The organism is Desulfuromonas svalbardensis, assembly GCF_055389415.1.
Genome location: NZ_AP042416.1, coordinates 1557273 through 1577731, shown reverse-complemented (window position 1 = coordinate 1577731; position 20459 = coordinate 1557273). Strand labels below are relative to the sequence as shown.

Below are 20459 nucleotides of genomic sequence, written 5' to 3'. Positions count from 1 at the left end.
CGATTTAATTGCTCCTATGATTTACGACCTGGGTCAAGTAAACGGGTTAGAATTCGACGCAATGAGGTTGAATCAAGATCACGAGTCATACGGGCCCCAACAACAACTGAAATCTTACCCGTTTCCTCCGACACCACAATGGTTACAGCATCAACAACTTCAGTAAGTCCAATTGCGGCACGATGCCGGGTACCGAGGCTTTTACTTATATCCGGATTTTGCGACAACGGTAAAAAACAACCCGCTTTTTTTAAACGACCATGTTGCAAAACTAAAGCGCCATCATGGATAGGCGAACGAGGCAGAAAAATTGCGGTGATTAGATCAGCCGTCACCTTCGCGTCAACTTCAACCCCCACCTCAAGAAAACTCTTCAAACCAGTTTCTCGCTCAATAACAACCAAAGCACCAATTTTTTTACTAGCAAGATTGATTGCCGCAGTGACAAGCTCGTCGATAACTTGCGTCTCCTCACGGTAGGAAACATCTGCGAAAAAAGGATTACGTCCAACATGCATCAACGCACGCCGAATATCGCTTTGGAAAATAACAACAACAACGAGTACGATTGAGGTCAGAAAATTGTCGAGAATCCATTGGAGGGTATAGAGGCCAGTTAACTGGGAAGCAACATAAACGGCCAGAATAACAGCCAAACCAAGCAGCATCTGCACTGCTCTCGTGCCCTTGATGAGAAGAATTATCCGATAAATGATAAAAGCAACCAAGGCGATATCGAGCGCATCGAGCAGCCACCTAAAGTCTTTCATCATCTCATCGATCATTCCCATACACGTCTCTCTAATACGATTGGAAAATTATTTAATTAACAACGAGCGGTCATCGCCCATGCCATGTCAGCCACATGGCGAGTCGCTTCAACATCATGGACCCGAAATAATTGAACACCTCGAGTCACAGCCACACTGACCGTTGCGAGCGACCCATTTAGGCGCTGTTCAGGCTTCGGTTGATTTAGGATATTACCGATAAAACTTTTACGCGAAGCTCCTAACAGAACAGGGTAGCCAAGACCGCGCAATTCAGACAAACGCTTTAAAATCTCAAGAGTACCGTCTACGGATTTACCAAAGCCGATGCCAGGATCAATTGAAATTTTATCGATTGAAACACCTGCCTCAATAGCCAGATTTGTAGAATGGCGTAAACTCGAAACAATCTCAGCAACAAGGTCCCGATACTGAGTATCCTCCTGCATCACCTCAGGGCGACCACGGGTATGCATGACAAAAAGACCCGCTCCGCTTTGAGCAACAACGTGGGCCATGTTGGAATCGAAGGTCAGGCCGCTGATATCATTAATAAAATTTGCGCCATACTCTATAGCGGCCTGTGCGACAGAAGACTTTGTGGTATCGACCGAAATCGGTATGGTAAAACGTCTTCGTATTGCCTCAACAACAGGGATAACGCGATCACACTCAGTTTGTTCGGCAACACTTAATGATCCAGGCCGTGTACTTTCACCACCAACATCAAGGATGTCAGCCCCAGCAGCTACCTGCACCTCAGCCTGACGTAGTGCATCATCAATAGTGCAGCTTGCACCACCATCATAAAATGAATCAGGGGTAACATTGATGATCCCCATAATCTGCGGATGATCCAACTCAAGCCTGCAATCTTTACCAGCTAGATAGGTTGGATATTCGCTACAGTGAATTAATAACGTGTGTAACTGCTGTGCAACGGTTGCAAGCCCAAAAGGCTGGTATGGCAACCGTTGCACGAGAGCATTCAGCTGTTTCCTTGTCCCCATTAACAGAACATCAGTCCGTTGACGGCTACAGGTAACAGAACCGCGAGCAACAGCGGCATCGGCTCCAATCGCCAACATCTCTTGTTTTATAATATTGGCAGAACCACAAGGGACTGCTTCAATCAAAACATTCAGACTTTGCGCTTTACCCACCATCTTTTTAATACCAGCGGGATCAACACCCAGCGCGGTCATAGCCGATAGCACCTGAGCTTCGGTCTCCAAGTCTAGGACTCGCAGATCAAAACGGCTCACCTACGCATCAACCTCTACGGCAGCAACAGATTCAGACGCTTCAGCAACAGGTTCAGCATCTGTATGGTCGGCCAGAATTCGAGCAATATCTTGTGAGTCAAGGGTTTCAATTTCGAGTAACTCTTGTGCCATCTGCTCAAGAATTTCACTATTATCACGTAAAATCTTCTCAGTTCTCGAGTAGGACTCTGTAACAAGGCGGCTCACTTCTTCATCAATAATCTGCGCCGTTGCCTCACTATAATTTTTCTTATGCCCCATATCTTTACCGAGAAAAACTTCACCCTCTTTCTCACCAAAAGAGATCGCACCCAATTTATCGCTCATACCCCACTCACAGACCATCTTGTGGGCTAAACTGCTGACACGATCAATATCATTACTGGCTCCAGTGGTGATATTACCTAAGAAAATCTCTTCCGCAGCACGACCGCCGAGCAAAGCGCACATCGAAATGAGTAGGCCTTCTTTTGTCTCGCTGTATTTTTCTTCTGTGGGCAGGTACATTGTCACACCTAACGCACGGCCACGGGGAATAATAGAAACCTTATGGACAGGATCGGCACCGGGAATCATCATTGCAACCAATGCATGCCCTGCTTCATGGTAGGCAGTAACCTTTTTCTCTTTCTCAGTGATCACCATCGAGCGTCGTTCTGCACCCATCATCACTTTATCTTTCGCAGCTTCAAGGTCTGCCATTTCAACCAAATCTTTATCACTACGTGCAGCCAAAAGAGCTGCTTCATTGATAAGATTGGCTAAATCAGCACCTGAAAAGCCAGGTGTTCCCTTAGCAACGACTTCTAATTTCACGCTATCCGCCATAGGAACCTTACTTGAATGAACTTCAAGTATCGTTTTTCGCCCCTTAACATCTGGTCGAGGAACAACAACTTGACGGTCAAAGCGGCCCGGACGAAGTAAAGCTGGGTCCAATACATCAGGTCGGTTTGTCGCCGCGATGAGAATAACACCCTCATTGGACTCAAACCCATCCATCTCAACCAGCAACTGATTGAGTGTCTGCTCACGCTCGTCATGCCCACCACCTAGGCCAGCACCACGATGACGACCGACAGCATCAATCTCATCAATAAAGATAATGCATGGTGCATTCTTTTTACCCTGAGCAAACAGGTCACGCACACGACTTGCACCAACACCAACAAACATCTCAACGAAGTCTGAACCTGAGATCGTAAAAAATGGCACATCGGCTTCGCCTGCAATAGCACGGGCCAAAAGTGTTTTACCTGTACCGGGCGAACCGACAAGTAAGACACCTTTCGGAATACGGCCACCAAGGCGGGTAAACTTTTTAGGATCCTTCAAAAAGTTAACGATCTCTTCAAGCTCCTCTTTGGCTTCGTCAACACCCGCAACATCTTTAAACGTCACCATCCCCTGTGTATCAGAGAGTAAGCGAGCACGACTCTTACCAAAGTTCATCGCCTTACCGCCACCACCTTGCATTTGGCGCATAAAGAAGATCCAAACGGCAATAAGCAACAAGATTGGGCCCCACGAAACCAGCATCGTCATCCAAAAGCTTCGATCCTCTTCAGGACGAGCTTCGATCACTATGTTGCGCTCACGCAGTTCTGAAATCAAATTAGGGTCAGACGGGGAAAATGTTTTGAAGTGAGTGCCGTCGCTATAAACACCCTCAATATTAGACCCCTGAATGACTACTTCCTGCACTCGACCATCATCGAGAGCACTCATAAACACGGTATAACTCACAGACTCTTTAGGCTGATCTTGTTGCGTCATCATATTAAACAACAAAATCATGACCAAGAAGATCACAAGCCATAAAGCGATATTTTTATAAAACTGATTCACGTTTCCTCCCAAGGGACAACTTCATTCCCAACACCATTCAGCGTTGGGGACAAATTCACAGTAATTAGACAAGCCTCAAACTACCATAGAGACTGTGTTTTCTCAATTATATTTTACGTATCAATTGTAGATATTGAGATAGTCAAAACGCGGGTTGTTTTGTCATCTACACACCACTCTCCACAGCGCCGAACTCCCACCAACCACAACAACCCATTCACACTTCCTAACACTAATGAGCGAGCCCGATCCTCTTGCTCCATACACTTTTCAGCAAAGATATCGTTAACCTTCTTACTCCCAATCATCCCAACACATGACATCTTATCGCCAGCTCGGAAAGTACGTATCTGAAGCGGAAAAGCGACCTTGTCAGCATCGAACTCCACCCTCGACCGCGACTCTCCAGTTGCAGCTTCAACAATAGCCACCCTTAAAGCACAACCATCAGGCAAAGAGTAGGACCCTGGGCCAGAGACACTGAGCTGAAACGGCACGGCTGGCCTAGGAGCTTCAACACGAAACACCAGCACATCATAACGACGAGCCACCCAGGCGTTAGGTAGATCCAACTGTAATTGAGGACGCGACGATGATAAGAGCCCATCAACAAGCTCAATATGTATCGACTCAATACAACGCAGGTCACCACGGACTCGCTTTAAGCATTCACGAATCACCCGTAGCCTTAACGCTTGATGCAACGCCCCAACCCCGACGCAAGACAAGCGCAACTCTGTATCACGCAACACCGCACAATCATCAAGCACTGAAAAAACCTGTTGCTGCCAACACGATTCCTCTAAAGATACTCGTTGCGACAAACGGTACAGCTGCAAGGACACCTCTGGGTTGATCTGCCGCAGAGCAGGAACAACCTCATGCCTTATCCGGTTGCGTGAATATTTCACCTCGGCATTACTACTATCTTCGACAAAAGGAAGTTTGTTGTGCTGCCGATAGTCCTCAATCGAACTTCTGCTCACATTCAATAATGGCCGAATAAACTGCCCCTGCTGCCACGCCATGGCTGCGAGACCTGAGACAGCACTACCGCGAGTCATTCTCAGCAAAACAGTTTCGGCTTGATCATCCATGTGATGCGCTAACGCGATTCGTCCACACCCTTGCTGGTCAGCAATCCGTTGCAAAAATGCGCGTCGGGCATCACGCCCCGCCTCTTCGATACCACAACCAGACCGACAAGCCAAATTCTCCACATCGACCCTGTCAACGTAACAGGCCACCCCCCAATCACTGCACAATTGACAAACAAAATTGGCATCTTGCGCACTGGTAGCGCGAAGACCATGATCAAGATGAGCAACCGAGATCCGGAAGCGAGAAAACTGATGGGAGAGTGAGATTAGAGCGAACAACAGACTAACGGAATCAACGCCACCAGACACAGCAACCAAAACATGGCCGCCATCAGGGATCAAATGATATCCACGCAAAGACAAAGCCAACAGCTTTTCCATTTCGCTTTTGCCGTCCACGCAAACCTCCCGTTATTAAATTAAATAAAAAAAGCCCCTCCAGCGACTGAAGGGGCTTAATTGGTGGCGGTACAGAGATTCGCACCGCAACAACCAAAGCCCTCAATATTGCTCACATAGATTAATATCACACTCAATCAACGATTAAATCATGTAGCAAAGCTTGTAGCAGGGCGAGCAGAGCTGAGTCAATAGCCAAGTTGAATAAGCTCATCTATAACCATCGCCACTCCACCCAGCAATCGAGGGAATAGTAATGAAGATCACATAGGTGATTACATTCAAGTTTTGATATGTGTTCTAAACGCTATAGTGACTCCACTTCATTCATTCTGTCACCAGTAAAACGGGCGACTCCGCGCCACCCATCCCAGATAGTTTCCAACTAAGTAGTTCATATCTAGTAAAACATCTACAATATCAATCACTTAATTTTACTTTTTAATTCAGTAATATAATTAGTGCGTCAGACGTACATAAGGGGGGAAAGGCACAAAAACACCTGAAACCAAGGAGACCCAATATGTACCGACGCATCCGCAAGACCGTCCCGACCCAAGACCAAGACGCCCAAATGTTTAACAAGCAATTCGATGATGTATCTCGTTATAGCCAGACAGGCCGCGAGCTACACGACATTTTCTATGGTCGTTTTTCAGGCGACGAAGCCGAGTTTAATCGATGGGTTCGATCGAATCTGGATCGATCCGCACTCACCATTAAACGATATCTCAGCATCTATGAAAATATTGAGATGTTGCAGTCCGCTGGGGTCATCAGACTCAGAGACGCTTACATCCTCCTAGGACTAACTGGCTCTACCTCTACCCGCGAATAACCCTCCACAAGTCACATCCTCCATATGGATCTACCGCCATGACTGGCGATCCGTGGCACGGACACCAAGTCAGCGATAGGGCTCCATCTATTCACGCCAGTACTGACACCCACTAACCCACAAACTCTGATAGTCACCGCCTCAACTATGTGAGGTTGGGTTGGGTGAGTAGTACCTAATAGGATCCAACATGAACGCTTTGAAGCACATAGGCTGGGACTTAGCCCTCACAGTCAGTCACAGAAACCTCTCAGATCCCGACGCGGTCTACAATTTAGTCCAATCGGAAATCATCAGACCGCTATCTAAACGGTATAAGACGCAGCTGGTAGCCGTCGGTGTGGTAGCCGCCACAAACCGCAACCACAGTCATTATGCAATCAAGGCCCTGAAGTCGGGTGTTTTGGAAACTGTAACTAACGACAGTCTCCACGCTATGCTCACTGCGAACAAGAGCCCATTAGGTCACCACAGAGACACTGTTCATCTCAGACGATACAACGACGAAGGCTGGATTAACTACCTGAAGAAGAACTTCAATCAATCTAGAGGACTTGGGGCGTGGGTTCCGTTTAACTGTAAGGCCCTGAATAAGCTCACAGGCTTTCGACCAAGACATAAGGCCTAGACATTAACCCTCGCTAACCTTAGTGCCTTAGAAGGCGAATTTGGAGCTCTCACGATGAGGTACTCAGCCTTACGCCGTGTTGCTGACGACATATCGGCCACGACACTAGAATGGGCAGTGTGCACACCTCCAGCAATCAGAGGTCGTGCGCTAACGCTCTACAGTTGCGAAGCGATAAACCGCCGAGGATTTTCCTTCGATGCCTTGTCGCCACAGACGAGGTATGAGCTTCGTACCTTGATCGATGAACATGCAGTTATAGGATTCATTGAGATGCAGGATTACCTCATAGAGGTTTACGCAGCAGAGAACAACATCTCCGAGCGTTCAATAAGAATCAGCCCTACCATCTAGAAGCACAATCTTCAGAACATAATACGACCAGTGTTTCTAACTATCACGAGCTATCTATCGATGACTAACTCAGTTTGACGAACAAATTGAAGTTTAAAGGTTGTTTTAAACATCTTTTCTTTTTATGAGTTAACAGCTCCATTCCTTGTAGAGAATTTTTTTAGCAACAAGTACCGCTTTTTCTCTCGAGAGACACACACCTAAATCAAGCCAATGATACACATTGTAATAACGATACTCATCGCCTACTAAGTAATCATTTAAGATTTTTTTTATACGTTTTTTTGGTAAGGACCTTACACTCTTTACTGCCGTAAACTTACGTATCTCAGAATTTTCAAAATTCAACATGGCCAAGATCGATTCATTACTCAAAGTTCGAAAGATTTGATCTGAAATTTCAACGATTAGATGAGTAAACAACTGACTTGGCATCACGATTGCCACCAACTCACTCAATCTATCTTTACCTAAGGCATAGATCACATTGGCTGCTTTTTTATATCTGGCAACATCAGATGGCAACAAAAGAGAACGACTGTCATTAACTTCTGGTCGCGACAATAAAGATATGATCAGCGGAACATCCTCCCATTCGCCAAATTGTCGAAGGTACTCTATGTCACCTGCTGAGTAATATTTTATATCGTTACTTAACGTTTTTCGAACTAATTGTAGATCTTGAGGGTCAGATTTCTGACATATTATATCAAGCCCCTGTCGTACATAACCTTGCCTTAAAAAACTACCTAATGATCGTGTTCCTTCTATGGTTGTATCATCAACATTTAACCCTGAAAGATAAGCCAATCCCCTGTCGAATACTTCTACAAATTGATTTCTTAAGTCAAAACGTAGGCTATCACCCCGTTTTTTGAAATGTCGAATGTCTAGAATAAACCGATTATCTTGATTGTAAATTGAGCCTGCCCTTTCAAGTTCGTTATCAGTTAGTAAATTTAACCGTTCAAAATTGAAATGTTCCCAGCAACTTTGGCCTGCTGAGTCGGGCTTACCGACCACCAAACCTTGTTGTTGAGTTGACGGGTGCTTGATAATAATTTCTTTAGCCCTAGAATCTGAAAATACATCTCCATTATCAATAAGGAACTTCAATGCTTCACACCTGATTATCGCATCGTTATCGCTCAACAATTTTTGTGCAATCTCAGGGGTTAAAGCACATCGTTGAAGCAGAAGGCTAACAACGATACGGCGGACATCGGCATTCTGATGTCCAACTCCTCTTAAGATGAGCTCTGTACTTAAGGTACTATCATTATCAAACAATTCTTGAATCAAACACTGATCAAGGGTTGTTGGTTGGAGTTCAAAAAGTGCAAGAACAGCCTTCTCACGACAATCACGAAGCTTGATTCGAATGAGTGCCATAACCGCAGCTGTGGCGGTCTGGTAATTATTCTTATCAAGCTCTTCTTTGATGATCAATAGGTCTGAAGTAATGCCACACTCACTGAGGTAATTTAGAGCTGCAACTTTTACGGTACTATCAGACACTTCTGAAAACCATGCTGTTATGTAGGCTTCCCGCCCATCTATCCCTAAATCAATAAGAGACATCGAGAGAAGTCGCATGACAGCGAATGCATTTGCCTGCCTTTTTGAAGGGCCGAATCTCGTGAAAACTGGTAACATTTTTGAGGACAGATAATCACATTCAGCAACCCACCTCCAAAGCGGTACAGTTTCAAAGTGCAGATTGTCCAACCCGCTAACAACAAGCTGGTCTTTCTCGCTGTGTCCGAGATTAAGCGGCTCCCTGTAGGAAAAGATAAGATTTGCGTCGTGCACCCCCAAGGAACTCTCGTCGTTGTTATGATTTTTTACTATATTAGAAAGTAAGCGAAATCTAGCAACTTCAATACTGGTAATGGCGGAGTCGTCTTTAGATTCGGTTTTATCTAAAAACTCGCGAAGGAATTGTACGCCTTCTGCGGATAGAGGTGACGGATTAACCTTTTTGTTGGCTTGTTGCTCATCGCTTTGCTGCTCATCGTCGATTACGGATCGAGCTTGGGGTTGCTCTAAGGACTGGTCTAATTCATCACCGCGAAGCGTTATAATATAAGAAGTAATAGATCGCAAAAGCTTTCGTTCGAAATCTCGAACATTCTGAAAACCTTCGTAGTAAATCTTTTTTTCCTCAATGAGCCGCGCCTGAAACGCTAAAACCTTTTTCAACTCTTCGCCGGGATCTTGTGAAGCATCAGAATTAACCTCCTTAAAGAAGAGGCTCATTTGTGGACTCCCATTTTTCTCGCGGCGACTAAGGGTTCGCATAAATTCTTCTTCAAACCCTGAGGAATACGCACCAGTAATATCGGGCGGAGTTCCCCATCGCTTCCACATCAATCCAACGAAGAGCTCGCATCGGTCAACTTCGAGATTAATCGTAGCTTGAGGACGACCAAAACTTCCAACGGTATCTTCCCACCCAGTAAGTTCAATATGATAACCAAGTTCTTCGGCCCAAAGATCGTTGAAGTCATTAACGACTTCTTTTGCAGCTTTTCGCTCTTCAGTGAGATCTCCGGGTGAAGCGAGAAATACTTTTACAATCCTTCTGCTATTAACCATGCTATCCCTCAATTTCAAAAACATACTTTTATGTCATATAGTTACGCAGCGATTAGAATACACTATAAATCATCAAAGGCACTATACGACACGCCAACGCTTTCGTCAAAACTATCAATTAATATCAATCCTGCTCGCGCCTACAGTGACCAGCCCATTTAACCATGCCCCTGTGGGATTGTGCTAGGCAGGACAACATTCATCCCAATAGGACTAGGTTAGTTATTTTGGGCCACTAATACCGCAACATCCTTGACTCTATTGGGACGCAATGCTAGTGTCCAGACAACAACCAATCGGAGGGACATGCTATGGCACTAGTCGGATATGCGCGAACATCAACAGTGGGTCAGCCGCTGGAAGTACAACGTGACAAGCTCAAAGCATCAGGAGTTGATAGGATCTACGAAGAACAAGTCTCAGGCGTAAAACAGGATCGACCAGAGCTTAAAGCTATGCTCGATTACGTGCGTGAAGGTGATACTGTTGTTGTCTGTAAGTTTGATCGAATAGCCAGAAGTACTAAGCACCTACTGGAGATCGTTGAGGGGCTGGAGGCTAAAGGAGTCGCATTTAAGGCTCTAAACATAGACTTAGACACATCAACTCCGACAGGTAAGCTTATGTTGACAATGCTTGGAGCTGTCGCAACATTCGAGCGTGAGATGATGCTTGAGCGTCAAGCTGAAGGGATTGCACAGGCTAAAGCTAATGGCGTCTATAAAGGTAGGAAAGCTACCGCCATGGCTAAGGCGACCCAAGTGTTCGAGTACCTCGACCAAGGACTCAGTAAAGCCTCTATTGCTCGCGAGCTGGAGATCGGCACTAGCAGTGTCTTCAGGATCATTGCAGCAGGACGACCTTAACGACGAGATAATGGCTATAGGTGGCGGCGGTCTTTTTATAGGATACGACCGTCCCTATAAGCTACCCCTCCTTTAACCCGCGAAAAACAAAACCACCCTGACTATACACTCTACTCAACACACAGGGAGGTTACCATGGGCACTATAAGCATTCGACAACATCCGCCAGTTAATGCCAATCGTCCCAGTGACCAAGAACCCCAACAAAATCGACATCGTAATCAATCAGATTCATCACTTCCAACTTCTTATCCAAACCATACTCCTTCATATAGCGATTGGCAGCGAGGGTTTCCTTAGCGTGCCCCATAAGCTCCGACAAGAGACGATCACTGATATCCATATGCCCTAATGCTGTGGCGTATGTATGCCGCAGACTGTGAAACGACTTACTGGAGCAATCGTCTACATACTTATTCTCGAACCCGATGCCTTTACCCTTCTGACCATTGTACCAGTCGCGAAAATTAGCTTGGTACTTGCCATCAGCACGCCCCTTGCTCAAACGGTGAAAGAGCCTAGTATGACCAGCCGCCTTAGTTTGCGCCCAGAAAGCCATGAAGCCCAGATCAAGGAGCACCTGAGGAATCGGCATCGCACGCTTACTCGCAGTATTCTTCAAACTCTTAACTTCAACACCATCTTCATCGAACCAATCACATACTGCACACAAGTTACCCTCGACCTGTTGGATATCGGTTACCAGCAACTGACAAGCTTCCTCAAGACGAAACCCACAGAACAAAGACAGCAGTGGCACCCAAAAACGTTCTGGGCGACCAAGAAAAGTCGTATTTGGCCTCAACCCTAAGCGCTGATGCTCCTGCATTCGCTCTGCCCTTAACCCATTAACAAGGTTAGAAACATCTTGCTGACTGTAAGCAGCTCGCTCTTCATTCTGTCGTTTACGCTTGAGTACGACATGATTGATGCCTGTAGATACGTTGCGCTCAGCATAACCTTCATCAGCCAACCATGCGCAGAACGATTTAACTTGGCGAAGTCCATTCTTAATCGTCTGACCAGCTTGCGGCTTCACGTTAGGAAGAGCAAGAATATCGTCGATAGATTTATCACGGTATATCTTGGCCTTCTTGCGATTGGCAGGCAACCCCTTAGCTACTTTGAGGTATGCATGGATATCGTTGCGGCAGAGTTGGTCAACTCGCTTGTCACCAATGATTTCAATAAATTCATCGAGCATGCCACGATACTCCAACACAGTTTTCGACTTACGCTGTCGCTGAGACTCTTGCGTCTCAAAATATTGATGAACCAGCTCACTCAATAATGGCCCTTGAGGTAACGCTTCATCTTGCTGTACCGGCTCAGACTTAACCAGAAGCCCTCTGTTGGCACCATCATATGAATTTCCATAGTCCCCCTTAACGCGAAGCATTTCGACTCCATAGGCTGCTATTTTAGCCTTCACATAGGCTCTATAGAACATCCGAAAATTTTCGTCAGTCACGCCATGTTGATATGACAGAACAACAATTTCGAGATCCACATGAAAAGCGCAATTATCCTGCTCATAGCGATCCGCTACATACCCAGCAGTAAGGATCTCTTTCAGATTGTTAATTTGTGCTTGGTAAAACCGAACAAGCTCCCGCCGCTTATCAGCAGAAATAAGCTTACCATCACGACTAAATGTACCCTCAAACGCCCTCCCTATCACAGGGCCAAAGTCTGAAGAATAGACAGGTGGGGCTACGTAAAAGTCATTAAGGTTTGCGCCTTTATCACGAAGATCTTCCATACCATCCAACAATGTCCGCATATAGTCCTGAACGATCACGCCGATTTGTTCCTTGGTCAATACAGTACTCCTGATTAATGTTGCAACATCATCAAACGCAGAAGACCATCGGCGAACCAATGCCAAGGCTTCACGCTTACGCGTACAACGTGTAGATTTCCAAATTTCTTGTTTAAAAAAGTGCTGACGGATGTCAGCAGGTATCGCACGACGAAAATAAAACACTTCACCGCGCTGCATGAGATAAGTCTTGTTCATTTCGGCTCCCATGTAGCAGATGATGTAGCACCTGCAACGGTGGAGCAATACTAAAGGGGGGTCAAACAGATAAAAGTAAGGCCCAGTCTACGTTTTCGACTGGGCCTTACTTCTTGATGGTGGCGGTACAGAGATTCGAACTCCGGACACTGCGGATATGAGCCGCATGCTCTAACCAACTGAGCTATACCGCCAAACTTTGTATGTACAACCAAAGGCTCACACCTCTGATTTTGTTGTTTTGGTTGCGGGGGAAGGATTTGAACCTCCGACCTTCGGGTTATGAGCCCGACGAGCTACCAAACTGCTCCACCCCGCGTCAAATCGAGACGAAATTTACGTCTTTAGCCCAACAAAGTCAAGACAAAAAAACAAACAAATTATTTTCAAAAAAACAGACCCAAGGAAGTGATTTAAAGCGGCCTACAAAGTTGTTTTTTTAACAAAACCTGACATCTTATAGCGAGACTGTAATTGTTCCTTTATTTGTACCGCGTCCTTCTTTGTTGTGGACGTTCCGACCAGAACACGATACCAGATCCCCTTTGCACCAAGATCTACTTTACGCACCAACACTACATAGTCCTTTTGGAGCTTAAGTTGGAGTGCTTCAGCATCAACACGGCTCTTAAATGAACCAGCCTGAACAACATAAGCCACAGTCCCCGGGGCAGAACTAACACTCGCCGTTGGGATTGCGACCGTCTTCTTTTGCACCTCAGGTACGACAACAGAATCAGTAGTTTTTTCAACTGCGGGGACCACAGCAGGATCGGATACAACAGTTACCTTAGCCATAACTGGTGTAGAATTCATCCCACTGCCTAAGGGAGATTTCACAATAGACGTGGTAAGTTGCGCCAAAGGGTCACTGTTCGGCTGCGGAGCAACCACCACTACAGATTCAACAGCGTTTTGTGCCACAACGACCGCCTCAACGCTGGCCTCATCACCCACTGGCAAACTCGTCACATTCCCTACCGATTCGGCAACAACTTCCCTAGCCTGAACAACCAGATCTTCACCCGCAACAACAGAATCAGGCTTAGAAGCTGCAGGATGGGTAACAGGAGCACCTGAATCGGCATCTCCAGCAACTTTCTGCCGCTGTTTACCGACAAAAATCCCCAGTGAAAAGGCAGCGAGGCACAATACAACAACGACAACAAGCGCAACAATAGGACGACGGCGACTGTGTTGTTGTGGTGATCTTGAGTATTCAGATTGGCTCATAATTCTTCTCCTGATTCACTACATTTTTTCTGGTGCTGAAACACCAAGAACACGCAGCGCATTATGGATGACAATCTTCACCGCATTAACCAAATACAAACGGGCCTCACTGGTCGCAACATCATCAACGATAACGCGGTGCTGGTTATAGTAACTATGAAATTTAGCGGCAAGTTCCTGGAGGTAAAACGTAACGCGGTGGGGCTCATACTGAAGTGCAGCGCCAGCGATAACCTCAGGGTAACGCGACAACATCTTCGCCAAGGCAAGCTCATCGGCCAATGTCAAAGTGTCAAGCTGAACCGTATTTGTGGTTGGCAAAGTCAAACCAGAATCCTGAGCATTGCGATTAATACTGCACACACGAGCATGTGCATACTGAACATAAAATACGGGATTCTCGGTACTTTGTTTTTTTGCCAATTCGAGATCAAAATCCAACTGGCTATCGGAACGACGCATCAAGAAGAAAAAACGACACGCATCTTTACCAACTTCATCAAGTACCTCTTTCAAGGTGACAAACTTACCCGAGCGGGTACTCATGGCGACCTGCTCACCTTCACGAAGTAAATTAACTAGTTGCACCAAGATGATTTGTAAATCTTCAGGGTTGCGGCCCAAGGCGGCAAGAACAGCCTTCATGCGCGGCACATAACCGTGATGGTCGGCTCCCCAAACATCGATAACCGTATCAAAGCCACGACCATATTTTTCACGATGATAGGCAACATCTGATGCAAAATAAGTTGTCACACCGTTGGAGCGAATCAAAACGCGATCTTTATCATCACCGAAGTCAGTAGTACGGAACCACGTTGCACCATCCAATTCATAGGTATAACCGTCACGAGTCAATGCATCAATGCCCGCCTTGACTAACCCACGGTCATAAAGAGTTTGCTCACTATACCAGTTATCAAATGTGATACCGAAAGACTTCAGGTCATCATCAATTCCAGCACGTATAGCATCACCGCCTGAACGGGAGAAGTGGGCAATCGCCTCTTGCTCGGGGCAGTTCAAAAATAAGTCGCCATGTTGCTGTTGTGCCTCAAGGGCAATGGTTTTGATATAATCACCCTGGTAACAATCTTCAGGGAATTCAATTTCACGACCGAAGACCTGACAGTAACGCAAAAAGATTGAGCGGCCCAAGGTATCCATCTGGTTACCAGCGTCATTGATATAATACTCACGCTGAACCTCAAAGCCAGCCTCTTGCAACACCGACGCAACGGCATCTCCTGTTGCAGCACCACGCCCGTGACCAATATGAAGTGGCCCAGTTGGGTTAGCACTCACAAACTCAACTTGTACTCGGCGACCCTCACCTACAGTTCCCTTGCCAAAAGAGTCTCCCTGAGCATAAACATCTTCAAGAATGGCATACCAACTTTGAGCTGGTAGAAAAAAATTGATGAATCCCGGCCCAGCAATTTCAACACGGTCCCATAGGTCGTGCTGTTGCTTTAATTCCTCTAACAAAATTTCAGCTATTTTACGTGGAGCTTTTTTCTCAGCACGAGCCAACATCATTGCAACATTAACAGCAAAATCTCCATGATCCGTACGGCCAGGAACTTCCAGAGTAAATTCGGGCATCACACCAGAAACAAGCGTTTTCTCATCATAACATTTCTGCAATGCAGCTTGAACCGCATCGATCAATCTTGTTTTCATAAAAAGTACCTTCTTACCAATGAAAATAGGGGACATGACACGTCCCCCATCAAAAAGTGATTATCAACATTTCTAAAAAATTAACGTGATCGTGGCAGAAACTGATACACCAATTCTCCATCACGGACAAAACTTAGCTGCCCACGAGCAACCTGTTCCAGATAGCGGTCATCATTTTGCAGTGCGGAAACCTCATTACGCAACACAAGATTACTCGTATTGAGCTGCTGAACGTGCTCCATCAACTGAGCTTGATGCTGACGCACCTGATGTAAGCGCAACGCACCTTTTTCACCAAACACAGCAAAGCTCAACCCAACCAGTGCCACAAGAGTTAAACAGACAGGTCGGGACTTTATGGCACGTTTTCTTTGATCGTCTGACGGTTCAGATGTCATCGATTAACCATAGCTCAAGAAAAAGATAAATATTCGCACACAACTTAACAATTTTGCCAGTTTATTCCATCCATTTTTTTTGTTCAACCGTTTATTCCACAACATTCACCATCATTGAATTGTTGAACAAATAAAAATATACTATATTGCTGCAATTCAAGGTAAATCACATAAATCTCAGCAAAACAGTTTACAACTAACATTACGAGTGAAAAGCACATCAGAAAGGTTCGGTCATGACAACTAAAATCAATAGCACTCCCAATAGCACCACCGCAGGGCAAGACAAAACCACCCAACCACCTCGCTTTTATGTCATTATGCATAATGATGATTATACCACCATGGAATTTGTTATCGAGCTTTTGGAAAAAGTTTTTCGTAAAACGCCTCGTGATGCCGCCCACCTTATGTTGACCATACATACTGAAGGGCAAGCAACGTGCGGCTGCTATCCACATGAGGTTGCCGAAACGAAGATAACTCAAGCTCATCACTACGCCAAAGAGTCAGGATATCCTTTACGTTGCAGTCTTGACAGAGGCTAACAAAAAATCTATATCAGCACTGCAATAACGTTAGCCATTGCAGTTGATAGAAAGAATTGTTTCGTGACATTCACAAAAGACGTTCAAATTATATTTTCACTTGCCGTGCAAGAAGCTAAACGCCGTCACCATGAATACCTCATGACAGAGCACCTACTCTACGCCATGCTCTACACTGACGAATCTAAACAGATCCTGATCAGTTGCGGCGGCCACATCGACACACTGCGCGACACCCTGAATGATTACTTCACCACCCAAGTTGAGAGTCTTGACGACATCGAGTTGCTGGATGATGAAATTCCGGAGCAAACAGTTGCCCTACAACGAATCCTACAAGATGCCATCACCCATTGTTCTGCAGCGGGAAAAGAGAGTGTCAACTCGGGTGACCTCTTGGTGTCAATCTTAGCAGAAGAGCAGGCGCATACGGCCCAACTGCTCATCAACCAAGGGGTGCTACGACTCGATGTCCTCAACTACATCTCACATGGCACAACGAAACATCCCCACCCTCAGCCACACTTTGAGACGACGGATGAAGAAGCCGAGAGCCAACCTACTCCAATTAAAAAAACAGCTCTAGAAAGTTACACCACCAATCTTCGTCAGCGAGCTGAGAAGGGGCAAATTGACCCACTTATTGGCCGCAAGGCGGAACTGCAACGCACCCTGCAGGTTCTTTGTCGGCGACGTAAAAACAATCCTATTCTAGTTGGAGAGCCCGGCACAGGAAAAACAGCCCTTGCTGAAGGCCTCGCTACCATGCTTATCAACGGTGATGTGCCAGCGTTCATCAAAGATACCGATATCTTTGCTCTCGATATGGGCGCATTGATTGCTGGAACAAAATTTCGCGGTGACTTCGAAGAACGTCTTAAGGCAGTCCTACATGAGCTCAGCGAAAAAGATAAACCAATTCTTTTCATTGATGAGATCCACACCATAATTGGCGCGGGCGCGACAGGTAGCGGCACCATGGATGTATCCAACTTGTTAAAACCTGCCTTAGCTTCTGGAGAGATCCGTTGTATCGGCGCCACAACTTATGATGAATACAAATCACTTTTTGAAAAAGATCGCGCCCTGTCTCGTCGCTTTCAAAAAATTGACGTACACGAACCAAGCGTTGGAGAAACCATTGAGATACTCAAAGGGCTTAAGAAACATTACGAAAGCTACCACAATATCCGCTACAGTGATGATGTACTCCGTGCGGCAGCCGAGTTATCCAATCGCTACTTGACCCATCGCCACCTTCCCGACAAAGCCATCGACCTCATTGACGAGATTGGTGCGCGGCTAAGAACTCAGCAGACGAAACGGCGAACTATTAAAGTTGCAGACATCGAATCTGTTGTTGCCGAGATGGCTCAAATCCCACCACGCTCGGTTTCGCGTGATGACCGAAAAAGCCTTATCACTCTTGAAAAACGCCTAAAACGCAAAGTCTTCGGTCAAGATAAAGCGTTGAAGCTCATTACGCGATCGATCCTCCGCTCACGCGCTGGGCTGGGACACCCAGAACACCCCATCGGCTCTTTTTTATTTGCCGGCCCTACGGGCGTTGGCAAAACAGAAGTGGCACGACAACTTGCCACTGAGCTCGGTGTCGCTTTTAGCCGCTTTGACATGAGTGAATACATGGAGAAGCATTCTGTCGCCCGACTCATTGGTGCTCCTCCGGGCTATGTAGGCTTTGATCAAGGAGGCTTGCTGACCGATGCCGTCAGCAAAAAACCACACACGGTCCTTTTGCTCGATGAGATCGAAAAAGCCCACCCCGATCTATTCAACATTTTATTGCAGATCATGGATCATGGTAGTTTGACGGATAACAACGGCAAAACAGCAGACTTTCGCAATGTCATCTTAATTATGACCAGCAATGCTGGCGCACGCGAGATGAGCAGTACCCTCATTGGATTTAATGCAGAGGGGAGTTTCTCAGGTGGAAGCCCCGACCAAGCCTTAGCTAAAACATTTTCTCCTGAATTTCGGAACCGCCTTGATGCAACAGTTGTCTTTTCAGCATTGGCAGCAGACGACATTCGCAACATTGTTGATAAATTCGTTGCCGAACTTCAACAACGGCTAGATGAAAACAACGTCACCCTCCACTTAAGTTCAGCAGCGCGAAACTATTTTGCCCAGCATGGCTTTGACCCCAAATTTGGCGCCCGCCCTCTGAGCCGGCTTATTCAGGAAGAACTCAGCGACCCATTGGCCGAAGCAATCCTATTCGGTTCACTTGCTCACGGAGGTCAGGCACAGGTAGGTTCCCGTCATGACACCTTGACGTTTCGCTTTAGTGCAAACAAAAAGTAATCCAATTATGGCTATTTTTGCCCTTGATCACCAATTGATTTTCCCCGCTCCTTATCTGGCTGAAGATGATGGACTGCTTGCTGTCGGTGGTGATCTCTCCCCGCAACGACTTCTATCAGCCTACAGTTGCGGCATCTTCCCGTGGGGGCACCCCAGCGATCCACTGCTTTGGTGGTCACCCGATCCGCGCTGTGTATTGGCTCCTAACGAAATCCACATCTCACGCAGCATGGCAAAAACAACCCGAAAAGGTCAATTCAACATCACTTTTAACCGCGCATTTAGACGCTGCATTGAGCTATGTGCGACAACAAATCAACGCGCCGCCGAAACATGGATCAGCCCCGCTATGATAAAGGCCTATACAGCACTTCACACCATGGGGTACGCACACTCCGTTGAGTGCTGGGAGAATGGGGAATTAATCGGGGGGCTTTACGGTGTCGCGATTGGTCGTTGTTTTTGTGGCGAATCAATGTTTCACACTCGCCGTGACGCATCAAAGTTGGCCTTCATTGCGCTGGCAAACCACCTTAAACGACAGAACTTCAACTTAATTGACTGCCAGCTCCCCACAGAACATCTGCATTCGTTGGGAGCTTACGACATATCTCGCAGGGATTTTTTAAATCGATTACAGGGGTGTGAAATAATGAAAGACGGTCAGATTAAAGCGGGAGAGTTTTGTCGCGGCAAACAAGATATAAGTATTAACCAAACCATGAGCGATTAACCACGAACTGGCTGGTAACGGAAATTATGTTGTTTCTGCTCACGAATGTAGGCATCAATTTGGTCTAGCGAGAGCATGCCCTGCTCAACGAAATACTGACCAAAAAGTTTTTGTAGCTGACGCTGATGACGGAGCAACACCTGCACCTGAAACGAAGTGAGGTAACCCAGCTCAACAGCACGTGCGCCAAACCGACCACGACAACCACTCCTACGATTGATCGCTTGAACGTCGCTGGCCTTCAACCAACCCCAACGTTCCGCCAAAGTACCAAGGATAGGACGCTGGCGCCGTTGCCACACTAAAGCTTCGATCATTTCAGCATACGAAATAACGCCACGATAATAGAGAAACAGCCCCGTCTCAAGATGGCGCTTAGGCAAACTAAAGGGTGATTCATCCGTTTCGAAGTGATTGTTACGGGTCTCACGCGGTTTCGAATAAGATGGATTAGAGGTAGACGGCTGCTGTTGGTTAAACCCAGCATTCCAATCTGCTGGTGTCCAAATCCTCTTGCGCTCAGTTGATGAAAATGAATCGAGCAATTGGTAGGCTTGACTGACGTCACGAAACAGTTCTGCGCGACGATCATACTCCTCAGGTGCGGCACCAATCAAACGATCAGGATGTGTCTCTTTCGCTTTTTGCCGATACGCCGTCTTAACCCCACTGGGTTGGATGTAATACAGAAAATCTCGATTAATCTGCAACTCGCCACTAAATAGCACACGGCAGGCATCTAAAAGTTCTGTTTCGGCAAATGAAGACATTGCATACCTTAAGGATAAATAACAACAAACGCAGTCAATCTCTGAGAATCAATGACATTGGGTCGTATTATACTGAAAAA

At 46.2% G+C, this 20459-nt stretch carries 16 protein-coding genes and 2 tRNA genes; 6 read left to right on the top strand and 12 right to left on the bottom strand.

The annotated features are described in order from the left end of the window. Positions 1-14: 14 nt before the first annotated feature. The 4 genes from cdaA to tilS form a co-directional block, all read right to left on the bottom strand. Positions 15-791: a diadenylate cyclase CdaA gene (cdaA, locus tag ACZ5KY_RS07100; protein WP_464243194.1), complete on the bottom strand. Its 777-nt coding sequence runs from the start codon at positions 789-791 to the stop codon at positions 15-17. Positions 792-826: 35 nt separating this feature from the next. Next, positions 827-2035, bottom strand: coding sequence for a dihydropteroate synthase (gene folP, locus ACZ5KY_RS07095; RefSeq protein ID WP_464243193.1), 1209 nt, complete (start codon positions 2033-2035; stop codon positions 827-829). Continuing rightward, positions 2036-3883 carry an ATP-dependent zinc metalloprotease FtsH gene (ftsH, locus tag ACZ5KY_RS07090; protein ID WP_464243192.1) on the bottom strand — a complete coding sequence of 616 codons (1848 nt, stop codon included), beginning with the start codon at positions 3881-3883 and terminating at the stop codon, positions 2036-2038. Positions 3884-3996: 113 nt separating this feature from the next. Then, positions 3997-5382: a tRNA lysidine(34) synthetase TilS gene (gene tilS, locus ACZ5KY_RS07085; protein ID WP_464243191.1), complete on the bottom strand. Its 1386-nt coding sequence runs from the start codon at positions 5380-5382 to the stop codon at positions 3997-3999. A 523-nt stretch (positions 5383-5905) separates the two neighbouring features. Between tilS and ACZ5KY_RS07080 the strand changes: the two genes are divergently transcribed. Next, positions 5906-6220 (top strand): hypothetical protein, encoded by a 315-nt coding sequence (locus tag ACZ5KY_RS07080; RefSeq protein ID WP_464243190.1) that lies wholly within the window; start codon positions 5906-5908, stop codon positions 6218-6220. Positions 6221-6902: 682 nt separating this feature from the next. Further along, positions 6903-7202 (top strand): hypothetical protein, encoded by a 300-nt coding sequence (locus ACZ5KY_RS07075; RefSeq protein WP_464243189.1) that lies wholly within the window; start codon positions 6903-6905, stop codon positions 7200-7202. 129 nt (positions 7203-7331) lie between these two features. Here ACZ5KY_RS07075 and ACZ5KY_RS07070 read toward each other — a convergent pair whose 3' ends face one another. Further along, the gene (locus ACZ5KY_RS07070; protein ID WP_464243188.1) at positions 7332-9800 is read right to left on the bottom strand and encodes a DUF4062 domain-containing protein; all 2469 of its coding nucleotides are present in this window, start codon (positions 9798-9800) and stop codon (positions 7332-7334) included. 311 nt (positions 9801-10111) lie between these two features. On the opposite strand from ACZ5KY_RS07070, the gene ACZ5KY_RS07065 reads away from it, so the two are divergent. Then, positions 10112-10666 (top strand): recombinase family protein, encoded by a 555-nt coding sequence (locus ACZ5KY_RS07065; RefSeq protein WP_464243187.1) that lies wholly within the window; start codon positions 10112-10114, stop codon positions 10664-10666. Between the two features lie 169 nt (positions 10667-10835). On the opposite strand, the gene ACZ5KY_RS07060 is transcribed toward ACZ5KY_RS07065, so the two are convergent. The 6 genes from ACZ5KY_RS07060 to ACZ5KY_RS07035 all read right to left on the bottom strand — a co-directional run bounded on the left by ACZ5KY_RS07060 (position 10836) and on the right by ACZ5KY_RS07035 (position 16000). Beyond that, positions 10836-12686, bottom strand: a complete 1851-nt coding sequence (locus ACZ5KY_RS07060) for a DUF6538 domain-containing protein (protein WP_464243186.1) — start codon at positions 12684-12686, stop codon at positions 10836-10838. Positions 12687-12803: 117 nt separating this feature from the next. Next, a tRNA-Met gene (locus ACZ5KY_RS07055) sits at positions 12804-12880 on the bottom strand. Positions 12881-12928: 48 nt separating this feature from the next. Next, positions 12929-13005: transfer RNA gene (locus ACZ5KY_RS07050), tRNA-Met, on the bottom strand. 104 nt (positions 13006-13109) lie between these two features. Next, the gene (locus ACZ5KY_RS07045; RefSeq protein WP_464243185.1) at positions 13110-13919 is read right to left on the bottom strand and encodes an SPOR domain-containing protein; all 810 of its coding nucleotides are present in this window, start codon (positions 13917-13919) and stop codon (positions 13110-13112) included. Between the two features lie 18 nt (positions 13920-13937). Then, a complete protein-coding gene (gene argS / locus ACZ5KY_RS07040; RefSeq protein WP_464243184.1) occupies positions 13938-15602 on the bottom strand; it encodes an arginine--tRNA ligase in 1665 nt (554 codons plus the stop codon). A gap of 80 nt (positions 15603-15682) precedes the next feature. Next, positions 15683-16000 carry an FtsB family cell division protein gene (locus ACZ5KY_RS07035; protein WP_464243183.1) on the bottom strand — a complete coding sequence of 106 codons (318 nt, stop codon included), beginning with the start codon at positions 15998-16000 and terminating at the stop codon, positions 15683-15685. A 236-nt stretch (positions 16001-16236) separates the two neighbouring features. Between ACZ5KY_RS07035 and ACZ5KY_RS07030 the strand changes: the two genes are divergently transcribed. The 3 genes from ACZ5KY_RS07030 (at position 16237) to aat (ending at position 19609) form a co-directional block, all read left to right on the top strand. Continuing rightward, on the top strand, positions 16237-16548 hold the full coding sequence (locus ACZ5KY_RS07030) for an ATP-dependent Clp protease adaptor ClpS (RefSeq protein ID WP_464243182.1): 312 nt from the start codon (positions 16237-16239) through the stop codon (positions 16546-16548). A 63-nt stretch (positions 16549-16611) separates the two neighbouring features. Next, complete coding sequence (gene clpA / locus ACZ5KY_RS07025; protein WP_464243181.1) at positions 16612-18876, top strand: ATP-dependent Clp protease ATP-binding subunit ClpA; 2265 nt, start codon at positions 16612-16614, stop codon at positions 18874-18876. A 7-nt stretch (positions 18877-18883) separates the two neighbouring features. Then, on the top strand, positions 18884-19609 hold the full coding sequence (aat, locus tag ACZ5KY_RS07020; protein WP_464243180.1) for a leucyl/phenylalanyl-tRNA--protein transferase: 726 nt from the start codon (positions 18884-18886) through the stop codon (positions 19607-19609). Here the strand turns inward: aat and ACZ5KY_RS07015 are convergent. Further along, a complete protein-coding gene (locus ACZ5KY_RS07015; RefSeq protein ID WP_464243179.1) occupies positions 19606-20379 on the bottom strand; it encodes a J domain-containing protein in 774 nt (257 codons plus the stop codon). The two genes, aat and ACZ5KY_RS07015, sit on opposite strands and share 4 nt — an antisense overlap. Between the last annotated feature and the right edge of the window lie 80 nt (positions 20380-20459).

What these genes read in the sequence shown, in the direction of transcription:
- cdaA (WP_464243194.1), bottom strand. Translation starts at nt 791, where the DNA reads ATGGGAATGATCGATGAGATGATGAAAGACTTTAGGTGGCTGCTCGAT.
- ACZ5KY_RS07080 (WP_464243190.1), top strand. Translation starts at nt 5,906, where the DNA reads ATGTACCGACGCATCCGCAAGACCGTCCCGACCCAAGACCAAGACGCC.
- ACZ5KY_RS07075 (WP_464243189.1), top strand. Translation starts at nt 6,903, where the DNA reads ATGAGGTACTCAGCCTTACGCCGTGTTGCTGACGACATATCGGCCACG.
- ACZ5KY_RS07070 (WP_464243188.1), bottom strand. Translation starts at nt 9,800, where the DNA reads ATGGTTAATAGCAGAAGGATTGTAAAAGTATTTCTCGCTTCACCCGGA.
- ACZ5KY_RS07065 (WP_464243187.1), top strand. Translation starts at nt 10,112, where the DNA reads ATGGCACTAGTCGGATATGCGCGAACATCAACAGTGGGTCAGCCGCTG.
- ACZ5KY_RS07060 (WP_464243186.1), bottom strand. Translation starts at nt 12,686, where the DNA reads ATGAACAAGACTTATCTCATGCAGCGCGGTGAAGTGTTTTATTTTCGT.
- ACZ5KY_RS07045 (WP_464243185.1), bottom strand. Translation starts at nt 13,919, where the DNA reads ATGAGCCAATCTGAATACTCAAGATCACCACAACAACACAGTCGCCGT.
- argS (WP_464243184.1), bottom strand. Translation starts at nt 15,602, where the DNA reads ATGAAAACAAGATTGATCGATGCGGTTCAAGCTGCATTGCAGAAATGT.
- ACZ5KY_RS07035 (WP_464243183.1), bottom strand. Translation starts at nt 16,000, where the DNA reads ATGACATCTGAACCGTCAGACGATCAAAGAAAACGTGCCATAAAGTCC.
- ACZ5KY_RS07030 (WP_464243182.1), top strand. Translation starts at nt 16,237, where the DNA reads ATGACAACTAAAATCAATAGCACTCCCAATAGCACCACCGCAGGGCAA.
- aat (WP_464243180.1), top strand. Translation starts at nt 18,884, where the DNA reads ATGGCTATTTTTGCCCTTGATCACCAATTGATTTTCCCCGCTCCTTAT.
- ACZ5KY_RS07015 (WP_464243179.1), bottom strand. Translation starts at nt 20,379, where the DNA reads ATGTCTTCATTTGCCGAAACAGAACTTTTAGATGCCTGCCGTGTGCTA.